Genomic DNA, 14,385 nt, shown 5'->3' with positions numbered 1-14,385 from the left:
CTCAGCCAGCCTTCGTCTTGTCGAGATCGAGCAGGCCGCGCGCCTCGAGTTCATCACGCACCATGCGTTTAGGGATCTTGCCATAGCCCGACTTCGGCAGAGCCTCCCAGAAAAAGAAGCGCTTCGGCATCTTGTAGCGCGGCACCTTGGGCGAAAGGAACGCCGCCATCTCGGCCTCGCTCACCGCTTTCTCGCCCTCGCGCGCCACGCAAACGGCGACGCCGACCTCGCCCCAGGTCGCATCGGGTACGCCGAGCACGGCGACCTCGCCGACCGCGGGATGCGTCAGGATCTTCTCCTCGATTTCGCGCGGATAGATGTTGGAGCCGCCGGAGATGTACATGTCGGAGGCGCGTCCCGTGATGTAGACGAACCCCTCCTCGTCCATGTGGCCGAGATCGCCGGTGCGGAACCAGCCGTTGCGGAACGCCTTCGCGTTGGCCTCGGGATTGTTGTAATAGCCTGCGAGCACGGCAGGCCCGATCACGCAGATCTCGCCGCTCTGGTTGGCCGCGAGCTCACGGCCTTCGTCATCCTGGATTGAGACCTGCATGCCGGTCCGCTCGAAGCCACAGGTGCCGATCTTGGCGTGCGGGCCGTCCTCGGGATCGTGCAGCGCGGCCGGCAGCACGGTGATGTTGCCGGTGACTTCGCCGAGGCCGAAATACTGCACAATGACCTTGCCGAGCTTGTTCAACGCCGTCTTCTGGTCCTCGCGGTACATCGGCGCCCCCGCATAGATCACGTGACGCAGCGAGGAGTGATCGTATTTGTCGACGGCGGGGTGCTCGACCATCATCTTCAGGATCGTCGGCACGGTGAAGAGGTTGGCGACCCGATGCGCCTCGATCAGGCGGAACGCCTCGCTGATGTCAAACTTCTCGGTCGGCAGCAAGACGGTGCAGACGCCGCGCGCGGTCTGCACCAGCTGATGCACGCCGGCGCCATGAGACAGCGGCGCCACCACCAGCGAGGCATCGTTCTCTGTCACGCCGGGCGTGAGATCGGCGAGATGATTGGTGACGACAAAACCCATCTGGCCGTGGGTCAGCACCGCGGCCTTGGAGCGGCCTGTCGTGCCCGACGTGAAGAAGAACCAGCAGGGATCATCGTGCTCGACAGCGACGTTCGCAACGTCGGCGCCGGCTTGCGAGGCAATGGCATCGGCAACCGAGCGCTCGCCGAACGAAGCCTTGCCGTCGACGCTCCAGGTGAACTCCAGCGTGCCGCCCTTCACGGCCGCCGCGTGCTCGGGAAAATCGACATGGCACAGGAACGCCTTGGCGCCGGAGGCCTCTGCGAGATAGGTGACCTCATCCGGCATCAGGCGAAAATTAGTGGGCACCCAGACCGCGCCGAGCCGGAATGCGGCGAACATCGAGACAAACATCTCGTCGCCGTTCTTGGAATGAACCAGGATACGGTCGCCCTTGGCGATGCCGCGCGCGGCGAGCGCCGCCGCCAGCGCCGAGACCTGCGCATCGATCTCGCGCCAGGTCCAGGATCTGTCACCCCAGACGAAACCGGGACGCGCGCCGTGCCGCCGCGCATTCTGGGTCAGCATATGAGCGAGATTCATGACGCGGCGGGACATGCGCAGGGGCTGCATCGGGCTTCCTCTTGGAGGGCGGACGGCGCATCGGCCGCCGGCTCATTGCAGCCCATTTATCGCCATCGCCCGCGCCCCTGCAAGGCCGCCGGATGCACGGCTCCCCTACGGCTGCTTGAACGCAAACGGCGTCGCCGAGATCGCCTTCTGCCTGACGCAGGCCTGCGCGCCAAAACCGCCGCAAAAGCTGCCATGCAGATCGAACCGGATCACGCGCGCGGCTCCGCGCTTCACGGACGGCGGCGCGATCTTGTAGCTGCGGACACGGCCGTCGAACACCTCGCGAACGCTGCCATCGGGCAACGTCACCAGGATCTTGATGACGCAGCCGCCGGTGCCGCAATAGGTCGTCTCGCGATCGCCGCATTTGGTCTCGCTTAAGTCGATGATGTAATCGTCGCGGCCGTCACCGGTGAGATCGATCTTGCGAACCGTATCGGGCGCAAATGTCACCTCGCCGCCGTCCTGGCCGGTGCATTCCTCGTTGGCGTAGCGCAGCGCCGTCTGCACACCCGGCGGATAGTCGGACGGATTGAACGGCTTGGCATTCTCGGCACGCGCGGCGGAGACGAACAGAGCGAGCAGACACATCAAAAAGCGCATGCGCGTTTGTCGCCGGCGCCGCCGCAATCGTTCAGGGAATTTTAAACATGATCGGCGCACCCTCGCGCAGTTCTCGCGTACAGAGTGCCGCATCATGGTCAAAGCGCCCGCCCTCCTCCTGTTGTCGCTGGCGCTCGCCGGATGTGCCGTGGGGCCGCAAGCGCAGCTCGCCTCAGATCCCGCCTTCAGGCCTGCACGTTATGCCTGGGATGGCGCGGGCGAGGATCCCAATCGGCCGCGTGCAGCCTCACGACCGGCCCGCGCCGCCGCCCGATCCGAGCGCAACACATCACAGGCCGGTCTCCAGCCCCATTCAAAGGAATGGTGGCAGGCACAGGACGCCAGCGAGGCCGAGCAGGATGCCAGGGTCAACCGCTCCCTGGTCATCTGCCAGGGATGCCTGCGGCCGCCGCAGCAGCCCGAAGATTCCAGGCTCGCCAAAGCAGCCGATTGAGCAGACCGCGTTATTGCAGCGCTCCAAGCTTCCGCAACGAGTCCTGCGCGGTCGCCAGACCGGGCTTCAGCTCCAGCGCCTTCCGGAAATCGGCGATCGCGCCCTGCTTATCGCCGAGCCGCAAGCGGGCCTGTCCACGATTGTTCCAGGAATAAACGTCGGAGGGATCGTACAACAGCGCCTTGTCGTAGTCGGACAGGCCGCCCTTGTTGTCGCCCTGGTAGAGGCGGATCATGCCGCGATTGCGCCAGCCGCGCGCGTCGGTCGGTGCGACGCGGATCGCTTCGCCATAGTCTGCGGCGGCACGGTCGAGCTGCTCGCTGTCCCGGTAGACGTTGCCGCGATCGATATAGGCGAGCAGATCGGGCGCGAGCTTGATCCGCATCGTATAGTCGGCAATCGCATGGGCCATGTCGCGCTTGCGGTAATGGACGAGGCCGCGATTGCCATAGGCCAGCGCGTAATTCGGGTCGCGCTTGATCGCCGCATCGAAATCGGCCAGGGCGCCGTCGAGGTCGCCCTTGTTGAAGCGGGACTCGCCGCGATTGCTGTAGGCAAGCGCCAGCGACGGATCGAGCTTGATGGCTTGGTCGTAATCGGCAATGGCGCGATCATAATCGCGCTTGAAGCTGTAGACGCGACCGCGATTGTTGTAGGCGCAGGCATAGTCCGGATCGAGCCTGACGGCTTCGTCGAGATCGGACAGCGCGGCTTCGAGGTCGCGCTTCTCGGTGAGACCATGCCCCCGATTGCAATAGGCACCGGCGAGCCGCTTGCCGGTCTCGCTCCCGGTGTCGATCACGGTGGTGCAGGCCTTGACCCGCTGGTCCGGCGTGCTGGTCAGCCCCACGCAAGCCTCCCAGGCCGGACCGCCCTCAGCCGCAGCACTCGCCGTCGCGGCCAGCGCGGCGAGCAGCACCATGAGACCGAGCCGGACACGCATTTGCGGATATCTCCCCTGCAGCAACCTTCCTTGGTCGCACCTTGGCAAGGGCCGGTTCAGGCGCCTAGATCAGCGAAAAGCAATCGGAAGGATCTTGCATGGTGGCATCGGTACGGGACAACAAGGACAGGAGCCGCTTCGAACTTGATGTCGGCAGCGACGTCGCCTTCGCCAATTACCGGCTGACCCCGACGGCGGTCATCATCACCCATACCGAGACGCCGCATGCGCTGCGCGGTCGCGGCATTGGCTCCGAACTGGTGAAAGGCTCGCTGGAGCTAATCCGCCGCGACGGCAAGAAGGTGATCGCCGGCTGCGGCTTCGTGGTCGACTATCTCGAGCGGCATCCGGAGGATGCGGATCTCGTCGCGTGAAAGCAAAAGGGCCCGCGACAAGCGCGGGCCCTTGCGATCGCTTCGCAGCAACCGATCTGTCAGTGCTTGATCTCCGGCGGCAGCTTGCCGCCATTGGCGGCGAGCTTGGACATCACCTGCTTGTGCAGCCAGACGTTCATGCTGGCGGAGTCGTTCATGTCGCCGGTGTAGCCGAGTTCCTTGGCAAGATCCTTGCGCGCAGCAAGGCTGGAATCGATGTCGAGCGCCTTCATGAGGTCGACGATCGAGGTCCGCCATTCCAGCTTCTCGCCCTTGTGCGCGGCCACCGCCTTGTCGACGATCGCCGCCACGTCGACCGCAGCCATGGGCGCGGCGCCGGGTGCCGAAGCATTCGGCGCGGCTCCAGCGGGCGACGCTGTGCCACCGGCGGGCGCGGCGGAGGCCGGCTGGGTGCCAAAGATCGCGCTCATGATTTTCCCGAAAATACTCATATCTGCTCCCCGAAAAGGATCCGTTGGACGGACCTTGAATGGCACTTATAGACGAAGTTCCTGAGTTGCGCCCGCCCGTTCTGCGAACCATCTGCCAGCATCAGCTTATCTGCGGCGAAATGACGGCCGAATGACATCGTCGAGGTTGCGATGCGGCATCGAATCTCACCCAAGCGTGAGGGACAGGACTCGGAAATCGGCGTACGCTTCGGCTTCAGCTCGCGATGCCGTCCGGAATTCGCGTCTGGTCGGGATCGCGGGACTTCAGAGAATGGCGGCCGCTCGCGCCGTTTGCCGGCGCCGGATTCGGCCGCTCGGCAAGGGAGCTAGCGACCATGGCCACACTCTACCAGGGCAATGTCCCCACGATGGCCCAGACCACGGATGCGTCTGGACCGGTGATCCGAACCATTCAGCTGTCCGACCTTCACGATGCGCTCAGGCGCGGCTGGGAAGATTTCAAGGCCGTGCCGAGCCACGCCATCATCCTGTGCGTGATCTACCCGGTGCTCGGCCTCGTGCTCGCCCGTATGGTGCTGGGCTATTCGGTACTGCCGCTGCTGTTTCCGCTCGCCGCCGGCTTCGCGCTGATCGGCCCTTTCGCAGCGCTCGGTCTCTATGAGCTCTCTAGCCGACGTGAACGCTATGAGGAAGCCGGCGCCTGGAATGCGATGGAGGTGCTGCGCTCGCCTTCGTTCGGGGCGATGCTCGGCCTCGGCGCATTGCTGCTCGCTCTGTTCGTGACCTGGGTTGCGACCGCGCAGGCGATCTATGTCGCGGCGTTCGGCTACGAGGGCGTCACCGGCATCTCGGACTTCATGACACGCGTGCTGACGACGCAGCAGGGCTGGTGGCTGATCGTGGTCGGCTGCGGCGCCGGCTTCCTGTTTGCGCTCGCCGCGCTCTGCATCAGCGCCGTATCGTTCCCGATGATGCTGGACCGCCATGCCGGCGCGTTCGAGGCGATGAGCACCTCGCTGCGCGTGGTCGCGAGGAACCCGGTGTCGATGGCCGCTTGGGGCGTGATCGTAGCGGTGATGCTCGCGCTCGGCACGATCCCGGCCTTCCTCGGCCTTGCCGTGGTGATCCCCCTGCTCGGCCATGCCACCTGGCATCTCTACCGCAAGGTGATCGTCTCTGAGCCAGGTGCACGTCCGGTGCCGCCCCCGCCGCAACGTCCGCGCAAGCCGGCGGCCGACTTCCCGGCCAACCTCTTCCCCTGGCGTAGCCGCACGGACGCCTGACGATCTCGTGACATGCGATCCTGCCCATGCTTCGGCAGGATCGCACGCCTTGCTTTGGCCGCGGTTCCGATCGAGATTGCGTGCGCCGATCATCTCACGGAATTCATTACCTCGAATGACCTCGACGATTTCTCGTCTCGCCCTCGCAGCCTTCGCCATTTCCGCGTCAATCCTGTCCGCCCAGCCGGCGTTCGCCGCGGTTGCCTGCGGCTCGGGCAATTTCGATGCCTGGCTTGCGGAGTTCAAAACCGACGCTGCGGCCAAGGGCATCTCACAGCAGGCCATCGCATCGGCGCTCACCGGCGTGACGCCCGATCCGAGCGTGCTCAACCGCGACCGCTCGCAAAAAGTGTTCAGTCAGACCTTCGAGGAATTTTCCGGCCGCATGGTGCCGCCACGTCTGGAGCGCGGCTCCAACAGGATGAAGCAATACGGTTCGGTTCTGTCGCGCATCGAACAGACCTACGGCGTTCCCGGCGAGGTCCTGGTCGCGATCTGGGGCCTGGAGACCGATTTCGGCGTCAACACCGGCAAGTTCGCCACGATCCGCTCGCTCGCAACACTGGCCTATGACTGCCGGCGCTCCGAGCAGTTTCGCGCCGAACTGCTGGACGCGCTAAGGATCGTCCAGCGCGGCGATCTCGCGCCGGCCGAGATGAAGGGCGCATGGGCCGGCGAACTCGGCCAGACCCAGTTCATGCCGTCGTCCTGGATGAAATACGCCGTCGATTTCGACGGCAACGGCAAGCGCGACCTCTTGCACAACGCGCCCGACGTGCTCGCCTCCACTGCCAACTATCTCGCCGGCTATGGCTGGCAGAAGGGCAAGGATTGGCAGCCGGGCAGTCCGAATTTCGCGGTGCTCCAGCAGTGGAACAAGAGCGATGTCTATTCCAGGACGGTCGCCTATTTCGCCACCCAGCTGGCCCGCGCTCCCTAGAGGCTTGCTACCGGCAATCCTCGGCGCCAGGTTCTGCTGCACTTCTGCTTGGACAGAAGCTGTCAGCAACACAATCTCATGAAGCAATGAACATAGATTCATGAGAATTACCTCCCTCCCCATGCGAATCACGCATGCGGGACTTGGGTGCACAAGCTAAGTGATCGACTTGCCGATGATCGCAGCGCAACTTATTTCGCCTTGATAACGATTAATGATCGCTGGTTAAGCCCGTGATTTCCCGGACCTTATCGCTTGGTTGAACTCCTATCGCTCACGCCTTGGGCACGACTGGCGAGAGGTTAATCGTTCGTTACCTGCGGTATGCGCTAGTCGCTTAGCTGCATCGCAACATCGGAACTTTCGCACTGCACCACTCTCTCCTATATTCATTTCAACGATGAGGCTCGGGCAAGAGCTGAATCGAACTACAGGAGACTACCAATGCTGCTCTCGCTCATCCGCATGATCCAGGCCTTCCGGGACTATCAGCGCAATGTTGCCGAGCTGTCCCAGCTCAGCGATCGCGAACTGGCCGATATCGGCCTCGATCGCTCGGACATCCCGCGCGTTGCCGCTGGTCAGTATCAGGGCTGATATCGTTCAGCCCGTCACCGGAACGGACCGATAGCGCCCGCCTCGTGCGGGCGTTCTCGTATCTGGTGGCAGAAAACTCGATCTCGGCGATTCCACTCCCCGCCGAAAAGCGCTACCTGTCCGCCCCATGACAGGATCCCATTCCAACATCGTGCACGTGATCGGCGCCGGCCTCGCCGGCTCCGAGGCCGCTTGGCAGGTGGCGAAAGCCGGCGTGCCCGTGGTGCTGCACGAGATGCGGCCGACCCGCATGACCGAGGCACACCGCACCGACGGGCTCGCCGAGCTCGTCTGCTCCAATTCGTTTCGTTCTGACGACGCCGCCAACAATGCCGTCGGCCTGCTGCACGCGGAGATGCGCCGGCTCGATTCGCTGGTCATGCGCGCGGCCGACGCCAACCAGGTGCCCGCCGGCGGCGCGCTTGCCGTCGATCGTGACGGCTTCTCCGAGGCCGTCACCAAGGCGCTCAACGACCATCCCCTCATCCAGATCGCCCGCGGCGAGGTTGCAGGCCTGCCGCCGCCGGACTGGAGCAACGTCATCGTTGCGACCGGCCCCCTCACGTCGGCTCCGCTCGCCGACGCGATCCGCGAACTGACCGACGAAAACGCGCTCGCCTTCTTCGACGCGATTGCGCCGATCGTGCACCGCGAGTCCATCGACATGTCGGTGGCCTGGTTCCAGTCGCGCTACGATAAGGTCGGCCCCGGCGGCACCGGCGCGGACTACATCAACTGCCCGATGACCAAGGAGCAGTATGACGGCTTCGTCGCCGCGCTGGTGTCAGGCGAGAAGACCGAATTCAAGGAGTGGGAAACCAACACACCCTATTTCGACGGCTGCCTGCCGATCGAGGTGATGGCAGAGCGCGGCCCCGAGACCCTGCGCCACGGTCCGATGAAGCCGGTCGGCCTCACCAATCCGCACGATCCCACGACCAAGGCCTACGCGATCGTGCAGCTGCGCCAGGACAACAAGCTCGGCACGCTCTACAACATCGTCGGCTTCCAGACGAAATTGAAATACGGCGAGCAGCAGCGCATCTTCCGCACTATCCCCGGGCTGGAGAAGGCTGAGTTCGCCCGCCTCGGCGGCCTGCATCGCAACACCTTCCTGAACTCGCCGAAGCTGCTCGACCACCAGCTGCGCCTGCGCGCGCAGCCGCGGCTGCGCTTCGCCGGCCAGATGACGGGCTGCGAGGGCTATGTGGAATCGGCCAGCGTCGGCCTGATCGCCGGTCTCTATGCAGCAGCGGATGCGCGCGGCGAGACGCTTGTCGGCCCGCCGGGCACCACCGCGCTCGGATCGCTGCTCGGCCACATCACCGGCGGCCATATCGAGACCATCGAGCCCGGCACACGGTCGTTCCAGCCGATGAACATCAATTTCGGTCTGTTCCCGCCGCTTGCAAGCGTGCCGACGAAGAAGCCCGACGGCACACGGCTGCGCGGCAACGAGAAGACGGTGGCCAAGAAGCAGGCGATGAGCGCTCTCGCACTCGCCGATCTCGATCGCTGGATCGCCGATCATTTGCGCATGGCCGCAGCCGCGTGAGTTTGCAATGAGCCTCCCCAAAGACGACGCCGCGACGCTCTCGGCGCGCTGGACCGAGGGCGTGCTGCTCAAGCGCGACGTGTTCTCGACCGTCGAACGCGGGCGCTTCCGCGGCGAGAGCGGCGAGGTCGACGCCGTGCTGCGCCGGCTCGACGAGGTGCCGTGGTGGTCTTTCCCTCTGGCGCGCCATCTGTTCGCCCGCGAGAAGCATGCTCTGGCGCTCGCCAAGGGCCTCAACGTTGGTCCGGAGCTGCTGTGGGCCGGGCGCCGTGCGCTGGTGCGCGGCTTCGTCGACGGCGTCGCTTTGCATCTGGCAAAGCCGCACGGCGACCTCGCCTATTTCCGTTCGGCCAAGGCGGCGCTGCGCCGGCTACGCCGCGCCGGTATCTGCCACAACGATCTCGCCAAGGAACAGAACTGGCTGGTCGGCCGCGACGGCCTCGCCTATGTCACCGACTTCCAGCTCGCCGCCTGCTTCGACCGGCGCGGCCGGCTCTATCGCATCCTCGCTTATGAAGACCTCCGCCATCTGCTCAAGCACAAGCGCTCCTACGCACCCGAGGCGCTGACGCCGCGCGAGCGAAAGATCCTCGCCAAGAAGTCATTTGCCGCGAGCCTGTGGCTCGCCACCGGCAAGAAGGTCTATCGTGCCATCACGCGCGGGCTGTTCAACTTCACCGACCGCGAGGGCGGCGGTCGCAGGCTGGTCAACGACGCACCGGTGCTGACCGAGCTGATCCGGAAGAATCCGGCCGTGCGCGACACCGCCATCGTCGCTTTTGCCGACCGTCGCTCCGGCGTCGGGCTCTACGCTTTCGTCGAAGCCGATCAGGCCACGCTCGAAGGCCAGTTGCGGAACGACCTTGCGGCCGCCAAGGGGCCGAAACCGCCGGAGCATATCCAGGTGGTGCACGCGCTGCCACGCGACGCCAACGGCAAGCCGCGTACCGAGATCCTGCAACTGGTCGCCATGAACCAGCTCGACCTGATCGAGCCGATGATGAAGAACGATCAGGACCGCGCCTTTCTCAAGGACATCTTGGAACAGCGGAAGAACCTGCGCGACCGCTTCAATTTCGAGGCGGATTTGCCAGCGAGCTGAGGGGTCGGAACGCGCCTTGAAGCGTCCACATTGGCAATAGAGAAGCGGTCGGAGAATCGGGGGCGGTGGAGTCATGCGCAGGCAGTGGACAATGACGCGTGGTGGGATCGGCGCGATGATCGCCGGCCTTCTGCTGCTGAACGCCACAGCCGCGATGGCGGACTCGCCGGCCGATTTGATCTCGAGCTTCCGCCTCAAGCACGGCGAAGTCCGCGTCGTCCGCGATTCAACGCTCGACCGTATCGCCATGGACCAGGTCCGTGCGATGGCGGCGAAGGACGACCTCAGCCATGACGCGCTCGGCCCGTTCAACAAGCGCGTCGCACCGGCCGGCGCCGGCCGCGCCGCCGAGAACATCGCCTACGGCTACGACAGTTTCGAGAAGACGCTGGGCCAGTGGATCGACTCATCTGGTCACCGCAAGAATCTGTTGCTGCACAACGCCTCCCGCGTCGGCATCGCAAGCGCGAAAAATGCGAGCGGCAAGCGTACCTATTGGGCGATGGTGATCGCCGGCGACTACGAGCCGAAAGGCAAGGACAAGAAGAAGGACAAGGAGCCGCTGGTTGCCGTCAAACGCGAGGCTGCGCCGGCCGCCAGCAAGCCGAAGTCCAGCAACTGCCACGTCAAGCTGCTCGGCCTTTGCATCTGAGATTCGGTCGGCCTCCCCGGCCTGACGTCTTGCCCGGCCCCTTCGGCGCGTCTAATTCCTGCATCAGGGATCGCGAGACATGGAGGAATTGGTGATCGACATCGACCAAATTCGGTCCGACACGCCGGCCGCCAGCCGGCTCGCATACCTCCACAACGCAGGCGCGGCTCTGATGCCGACCTCCGTTGTCGTAGCGATGAAGCAGCATATCGATCTGGAAAGCGAAATTGGAGGCTATGCCGCCGCCGATCGCGAGGCCGACCGGCTCGGCGCGGTCTATGGCTCGGTGGCGCGGCTGATCAATGCCGCACCCGACGAGATCGCCCTCGTGGAAAACGCGACGGTTGCCTGGCAGATGGCATTCTATTCGCTTCCGTTTCGCCAGGGCGACCGCATACTGACCGCCGAGGCGGAATACGCCGCCAACTATGTCGCGTTCCTTCAGGTCGCCAAAAGGACAGGCGCGACGATCGACGTCGTACCAAGCGATGCGAGGGGTGAGCTCGACGTCGACGCGCTCGAACGCATGATCGACGCGCGCGTCAAGCTCATCGCGATCACCTGGGTTCCGACCAATGGCGGGCTGGTCAACCCGGCGGCAGCGGTTGGCAAGATCGCGCGGGCGCACGGCGTCCCCTATCTGCTCGACGCCTGCCAGGCGGTCGGCCAGATGGCGGTCGACGTCGAGGCCCTCGGCTGCGACATGCTGTCTGCCACGGGTCGCAAATTCCTGCGCGGCCCGCGCGGCACCGGATTTCTCTACGTTCGCCGCGCGACGCTGCAACGGCTCGAGCCGCCGATGATCGATCACTTCGCGGCGCCCTGGGTCTCACGAGATGAATATCGACTGCGCGACGACGCTCGCCGCTTCGAGACCTGGGAAAACAATTACGCGGCGCGGCTCGGGCTCGGCGCTGCCGTCGATTACGCCCTGGAGATCGGCATCGCCCCGATCGAACAACGCTGCCGCATGCTTGCCGGCCGTCTTCGCAGCGGCCTCGCGGCCCTTCCCGGCATCACCATTCGCGACCTCGGCCGCGCACCGGGTGCCATCGTCAGCTTCACACTGGACGGGCACGACGCCGACGCAATTGTCGCCGGTGCCGGAGCAGCGGGCATTACCATCGGTGCTTCAGATCCGTCGAGCACGCGCATCGATGCCGAACTTCGTTCGTTGCCGCATGTCGTGCGGGCATCGCCGCATTATTACAACACGGAAGCGGAGATCGATCGGCTGATCGGCCACGTCGCGAGCCTGGCGCCGCGATAGAAGCCGTCGATCACGTGCAGCGCGCGCTCAGTCCGGATGCGCCGAGCCTGGCCATCACCTCGTCGAGATGCGCGCTGTCGCGCGTCTCGATGACGAGCTGCAGCAGTGTCGCCTTGGCCGGCAGATCGGAGAAAGTCCGCTGGTGCGAGACCTCGATGATGTTGGCGCCGGCTTCGGCGAGCAGCGCCGCCACAGCAGCCAATTGCCCGGGCCTGTCGGGGATATCGAGCGAGAGCTGGGTCAACCGCCCCTCGCGCGCAAGTTCGCGGGTGAGGACGGATGCGATCAGCCGCGTGTCGATATTGCCGCCGCTCAGCACCAAGCCCACCTTCTGGCCCGCGAAGCGGGAGGGATCCGACATCAGCGCAGCGAGGCCGGCGGCGCCGGCGCCCTCGACGACCGTCTTCTCGATCGAGATCAAGGTCGCGAGCGCGCGCTCCAGCTCGGCTTCGTTGACGAGCGCGATGTCGTCGACGAGGCGGCGGACGATCTCGGTGGTGATCTTGCCGGGCGATTTCACCGCAATGCCTTCGGCCAGCGTATCGCCGCGCGCCGGCAGATTGCCGGTGTGGATGGCATTGTACATCGACGGATAGAGCCAGGCCTCGACGCCCAGGATTCGCAACGATGGCTTGATCGATTTCGCGGCGATGCCAATGCCGCTGATCAGCCCGCCGCCGCCGATCGGCACGACCAGCGTGTCGAGCTCCGGCACGGCCCTCATCATCTCCAGCCCGATCGTGCCCTGGCCCGCGATGACAAGCGGATCGTCGTAGGGATGGACGAAGATCATGCTTTTGGCTTCGCCGTGGCTGCGCGCGAACGCGGCCGCCTCCTCCAGCGTCGCGCCGGTGACGACCACCTCCGCGCCGTGATGCCGGGTGTTCTCGACTTTCACCATCGGCGTGCCGACCGGCATGACGATGGTGGCGGGAATGCCGAGCCGCTTGGCGTGATAGGCGACGCCCTGCGCGTGGTTGCCCGCCGACATCGCGATCACGCCCCGCGCGCGCTCCTCCGGCGTCAGCGAGGTGAGGCGGTTGAGCGCGCCCCGCTCCTTGAACGAGGAGGTGAATTGGAGATTCTCGAATTTCAGCCAGATCTCGCAACCGCAGATGCTGCTGAGCGTGCGGCTGTAGCTGCAGGGCGTCTCGACGACGGCGCCCCTGATCGTCTCGGCGGCGGCGGCAATGTCGCTTGGGGCGACCGGCAAACCGCTGAGATCGACGGGCGAGGTTGGGGACAATTCAGCCATGGGACAGCATACGGCATTTGGCAGGCTCAGGCGATAAGCCAGCCGCTATTTGGTAAACTCACGCGACCGCGAAGCCCGCCACAGCGCCCACAGCGTGCGCAGCCGGGACGATTGCCTCGGCGCAAAAGGATTGAGCCCGGATTGTGACAGGAGCTTGAGGTCGGCCCGCACCTGTCCGAGCGGCAGAAATGCTGCACGAGCCGCTGGCGGCACCTCCGCCAGCAACGACAGGGCCGTAGAGAGATGCTGCCTCGCTTCGCCCGCGAGTTGCTCAACCACGGCGCGCAGGGCCGGCGTGTCCTTGCCGGCGAACACGGCCTCCATGTCGCAATCGTGGTCCGCCAGCAGCTGCTGCGGCAGGAACAGCTGCCTGTGCGCGGCATCGCGCGGCAGGTTCGTGATGATCTGCGCGATGCCCTGCGCAAGCCCGGCATGACGGGCGAGATGTTCGACGGCCTCCGAGGGCGGCGCCATGATCCGGGCCGCGAGATCGAACAGCGCCGACGAGGTCGCGGCCAGATAGCCTTCCAGCGCGGCCATCGTCGGCATCGGATCGTTGTAGAGGTCGAACTGGTGCTCGTCGACCAGCAGCGACAGCGGCCCGACCGGCAAATCGAAATCGCGGATCGCGCGCAGCAACTCGGCCGCGACCGGGTTGCCTTCGGCGCTGCCGTGGACCAGGCCCGAGAACAGATCGGTCCACCATTGGAAGCGGATCTCGCCTGGCAAGGGCTGGCTCACCTGGTCGCGGACGCGGACGATCTCGACGTTGAAGGCGTAGAGGGCCAGTAGCGCTCGGCGCTCGGCAGCGGGCGCAAACAGCGTCGCGGCATAGCGCGGGAAGTCGTGGCTGCGCACGAGATCGGCGCAGAAGGACAAATTGTCGGGCGGAGCTGCCGCGGCGCTCATGGCACGGCGATCAGCGCAGCCGCGACCCGCCGCCGTTCGCCGATCATGATGTTGTAGGTGCGCACGGCGGGGCCGGTCTGCATCGTGTCCAGCACCACCCTCGCCGCCTTGAGCGCCTGGCGCAACGCCGGCGGCGGCAGCCAGACCCCGGTTCCGGTGCCGATCAGGAGCGTGTCGATGCTGTTGGCGGCCGCGAACACCCGGTCCAGCGAATAGCGGTCGATTTTCGCGGGATCCGTCACGTCCCAGGCCCAGATCGCGTCGGGCAGACACAGCAGCGATCCCCGATGCGACATGCCGGCAAAGGCGAAGCGGCCCTTGCCATAGGCGTCGATCGGCGCCGAGCGCGGGAAATGCGGTGCGTTGGGATCTCCGGCCATGAGCTTCGTCCGAATGAGCTTACCGCCCTCGCAAACGCCTGCGAGG

The 14,385-nt window shown here is 65.3% G+C and carries 16 protein-coding genes; 9 read left to right on the top strand and 7 right to left on the bottom strand.

What is annotated here, in order from left to right:
* Position 1: 1 nt before the first annotated feature.
* Together JQ580_RS04015 and JQ580_RS04010 are read right to left on the bottom strand one after the other, a co-directional pair.
* On the bottom strand, positions 2-1,609 hold the full coding sequence (locus JQ580_RS04015; protein WP_212278410.1) for an acyl-CoA synthetase: 1,608 nt from the start codon (positions 1,607-1,609) through the stop codon (positions 2-4).
* Positions 1,610-1,714: 105 nt separating this feature from the next.
* Entirely contained in the window at positions 1,715-2,212 is a 498-nt protein-coding gene (locus JQ580_RS04010) for a hypothetical protein (protein WP_212278409.1), read from the bottom strand.
* Positions 2,213-2,306: 94 nt separating this feature from the next.
* On the opposite strand from JQ580_RS04010, the gene JQ580_RS04005 reads away from it, so the two are divergent.
* Entirely contained in the window at positions 2,307-2,666 is a 360-nt protein-coding gene (locus JQ580_RS04005) for a hypothetical protein (protein ID WP_212278408.1), read from the top strand.
* 10 nt (positions 2,667-2,676) lie between these two features.
* Here the strand turns inward: JQ580_RS04005 and JQ580_RS04000 are convergent, their stop codons facing one another.
* Positions 2,677-3,609 (bottom strand): tetratricopeptide repeat protein, encoded by a 933-nt coding sequence (locus JQ580_RS04000; RefSeq protein WP_212278407.1) that lies wholly within the window; start codon positions 3,607-3,609, stop codon positions 2,677-2,679.
* 98 nt (positions 3,610-3,707) lie between these two features.
* On the opposite strand from JQ580_RS04000, the gene JQ580_RS03995 reads away from it, so the two are divergent.
* Complete coding sequence (locus JQ580_RS03995; protein ID WP_212278406.1) at positions 3,708-3,983, top strand: GNAT family N-acetyltransferase; 276 nt, start codon at positions 3,708-3,710, stop codon at positions 3,981-3,983.
* 59 nt (positions 3,984-4,042) lie between these two features.
* Here JQ580_RS03995 and JQ580_RS03990 read toward each other — a convergent pair whose 3' ends face one another.
* Entirely contained in the window at positions 4,043-4,435 is a 393-nt protein-coding gene (locus JQ580_RS03990; protein WP_212278405.1) for a DUF3597 domain-containing protein, read from the bottom strand.
* 335 nt (positions 4,436-4,770) lie between these two features.
* On the opposite strand from JQ580_RS03990, the gene JQ580_RS03985 reads away from it, so the two are divergent.
* The 7 genes from JQ580_RS03985 (at position 4,771) to JQ580_RS03955 (ending at position 11,795) form a co-directional block, all read left to right on the top strand.
* Complete coding sequence (locus JQ580_RS03985) at positions 4,771-5,679, top strand: DUF2189 domain-containing protein (RefSeq protein ID WP_212278404.1); 909 nt, start codon at positions 4,771-4,773, stop codon at positions 5,677-5,679.
* 115 nt (positions 5,680-5,794) lie between these two features.
* Positions 5,795-6,619: a lytic murein transglycosylase gene (locus JQ580_RS03980; protein WP_212278403.1), complete on the top strand. Its 825-nt coding sequence runs from the start codon at positions 5,795-5,797 to the stop codon at positions 6,617-6,619.
* 444 nt (positions 6,620-7,063) lie between these two features.
* A complete protein-coding gene (locus JQ580_RS03975) occupies positions 7,064-7,216 on the top strand; it encodes a DUF1127 domain-containing protein (protein ID WP_007590701.1) in 153 nt (50 codons plus the stop codon).
* Positions 7,217-7,343: 127 nt separating this feature from the next.
* Positions 7,344-8,771 (top strand): methylenetetrahydrofolate--tRNA-(uracil(54)-C(5))-methyltransferase (FADH(2)-oxidizing) TrmFO, encoded by a 1,428-nt coding sequence (gene trmFO / locus JQ580_RS03970; protein WP_212278402.1) that lies wholly within the window; start codon positions 7,344-7,346, stop codon positions 8,769-8,771.
* A 7-nt stretch (positions 8,772-8,778) separates the two neighbouring features.
* Positions 8,779-9,873: a serine/threonine protein kinase gene (locus JQ580_RS03965; protein ID WP_212278401.1), complete on the top strand. Its 1,095-nt coding sequence runs from the start codon at positions 8,779-8,781 to the stop codon at positions 9,871-9,873.
* A 91-nt stretch (positions 9,874-9,964) separates the two neighbouring features.
* Positions 9,965-10,525: a CAP domain-containing protein gene (locus JQ580_RS03960; protein ID WP_212278400.1), complete on the top strand. Its 561-nt coding sequence runs from the start codon at positions 9,965-9,967 to the stop codon at positions 10,523-10,525.
* A gap of 91 nt (positions 10,526-10,616) precedes the next feature.
* Complete coding sequence (locus JQ580_RS03955) at positions 10,617-11,795, top strand: aminotransferase class V-fold PLP-dependent enzyme (protein ID WP_212279191.1); 1,179 nt, start codon at positions 10,617-10,619, stop codon at positions 11,793-11,795.
* A gap of 10 nt (positions 11,796-11,805) precedes the next feature.
* On the opposite strand, the gene JQ580_RS03950 is transcribed toward JQ580_RS03955, so the two are convergent.
* The 3 genes from JQ580_RS03950 to JQ580_RS03940 are packed head-to-tail and all read right to left on the bottom strand — an operon-like array spanning position 11,806 to position 14,339.
* Positions 11,806-13,050, bottom strand: coding sequence for a threonine ammonia-lyase (locus JQ580_RS03950; protein ID WP_212278399.1), 1,245 nt, complete (start codon positions 13,048-13,050; stop codon positions 11,806-11,808).
* 45 nt (positions 13,051-13,095) lie between these two features.
* On the bottom strand, positions 13,096-13,959 hold the full coding sequence (locus JQ580_RS03945) for a phytoene/squalene synthase family protein (protein ID WP_212278398.1): 864 nt from the start codon (positions 13,957-13,959) through the stop codon (positions 13,096-13,098).
* Positions 13,956-14,339, bottom strand: a complete 384-nt coding sequence (locus JQ580_RS03940; protein ID WP_212278397.1) for an Mth938-like domain-containing protein — start codon at positions 14,337-14,339, stop codon at positions 13,956-13,958. The genes JQ580_RS03945 and JQ580_RS03940 overlap by 4 nt, the downstream gene beginning before the upstream one ends.
* Positions 14,340-14,385 lie beyond the last annotated feature (46 nt).

Origin of the sequence: Bradyrhizobium sp. SZCCT0148, assembly GCF_018129985.1 — a bacterium.
GTDB lineage: Bacteria > Pseudomonadota > Alphaproteobacteria > Rhizobiales > Xanthobacteraceae > Bradyrhizobium > Bradyrhizobium japonicum_H.
The sequence above is the reverse complement of the archived record's forward strand: the minus strand, read 5'-3'. Positions and strand labels throughout refer to the sequence as shown.

What these genes read in the sequence shown, in the direction of transcription:
- JQ580_RS03945 (WP_212278398.1), bottom strand. Translation starts at nt 13,959, where the DNA reads ATGAGCGCCGCGGCAGCTCCGCCCGACAATTTGTCCTTCTGCGCCGAT.
- JQ580_RS03990 (WP_212278405.1), bottom strand. Translation starts at nt 4,435, where the DNA reads ATGAGTATTTTCGGGAAAATCATGAGCGCGATCTTTGGCACCCAGCCG.
- JQ580_RS03975 (WP_007590701.1), top strand. Translation starts at nt 7,064, where the DNA reads ATGCTGCTCTCGCTCATCCGCATGATCCAGGCCTTCCGGGACTATCAG.
- trmFO (WP_212278402.1), top strand. Translation starts at nt 7,344, where the DNA reads ATGACAGGATCCCATTCCAACATCGTGCACGTGATCGGCGCCGGCCTC.
- JQ580_RS04005 (WP_212278408.1), top strand. Translation starts at nt 2,307, where the DNA reads ATGGTCAAAGCGCCCGCCCTCCTCCTGTTGTCGCTGGCGCTCGCCGGA.
- JQ580_RS03965 (WP_212278401.1), top strand. Translation starts at nt 8,779, where the DNA reads ATGAGCCTCCCCAAAGACGACGCCGCGACGCTCTCGGCGCGCTGGACC.
- JQ580_RS03940 (WP_212278397.1), bottom strand. Translation starts at nt 14,339, where the DNA reads ATGGCCGGAGATCCCAACGCACCGCATTTCCCGCGCTCGGCGCCGATC.
- JQ580_RS04010 (WP_212278409.1), bottom strand. Translation starts at nt 2,212, where the DNA reads ATGCGCTTTTTGATGTGTCTGCTCGCTCTGTTCGTCTCCGCCGCGCGT.
- JQ580_RS03960 (WP_212278400.1), top strand. Translation starts at nt 9,965, where the DNA reads ATGACGCGTGGTGGGATCGGCGCGATGATCGCCGGCCTTCTGCTGCTG.
- JQ580_RS03950 (WP_212278399.1), bottom strand. Translation starts at nt 13,050, where the DNA reads ATGGCTGAATTGTCCCCAACCTCGCCCGTCGATCTCAGCGGTTTGCCG.
- JQ580_RS03980 (WP_212278403.1), top strand. Translation starts at nt 5,795, where the DNA reads ATGACCTCGACGATTTCTCGTCTCGCCCTCGCAGCCTTCGCCATTTCC.
- JQ580_RS04015 (WP_212278410.1), bottom strand. Translation starts at nt 1,609, where the DNA reads ATGCAGCCCCTGCGCATGTCCCGCCGCGTCATGAATCTCGCTCATATG.
- JQ580_RS03985 (WP_212278404.1), top strand. Translation starts at nt 4,771, where the DNA reads ATGGCCACACTCTACCAGGGCAATGTCCCCACGATGGCCCAGACCACG.
- JQ580_RS03995 (WP_212278406.1), top strand. Translation starts at nt 3,708, where the DNA reads ATGGTGGCATCGGTACGGGACAACAAGGACAGGAGCCGCTTCGAACTT.
- JQ580_RS04000 (WP_212278407.1), bottom strand. Translation starts at nt 3,609, where the DNA reads ATGCGTGTCCGGCTCGGTCTCATGGTGCTGCTCGCCGCGCTGGCCGCG.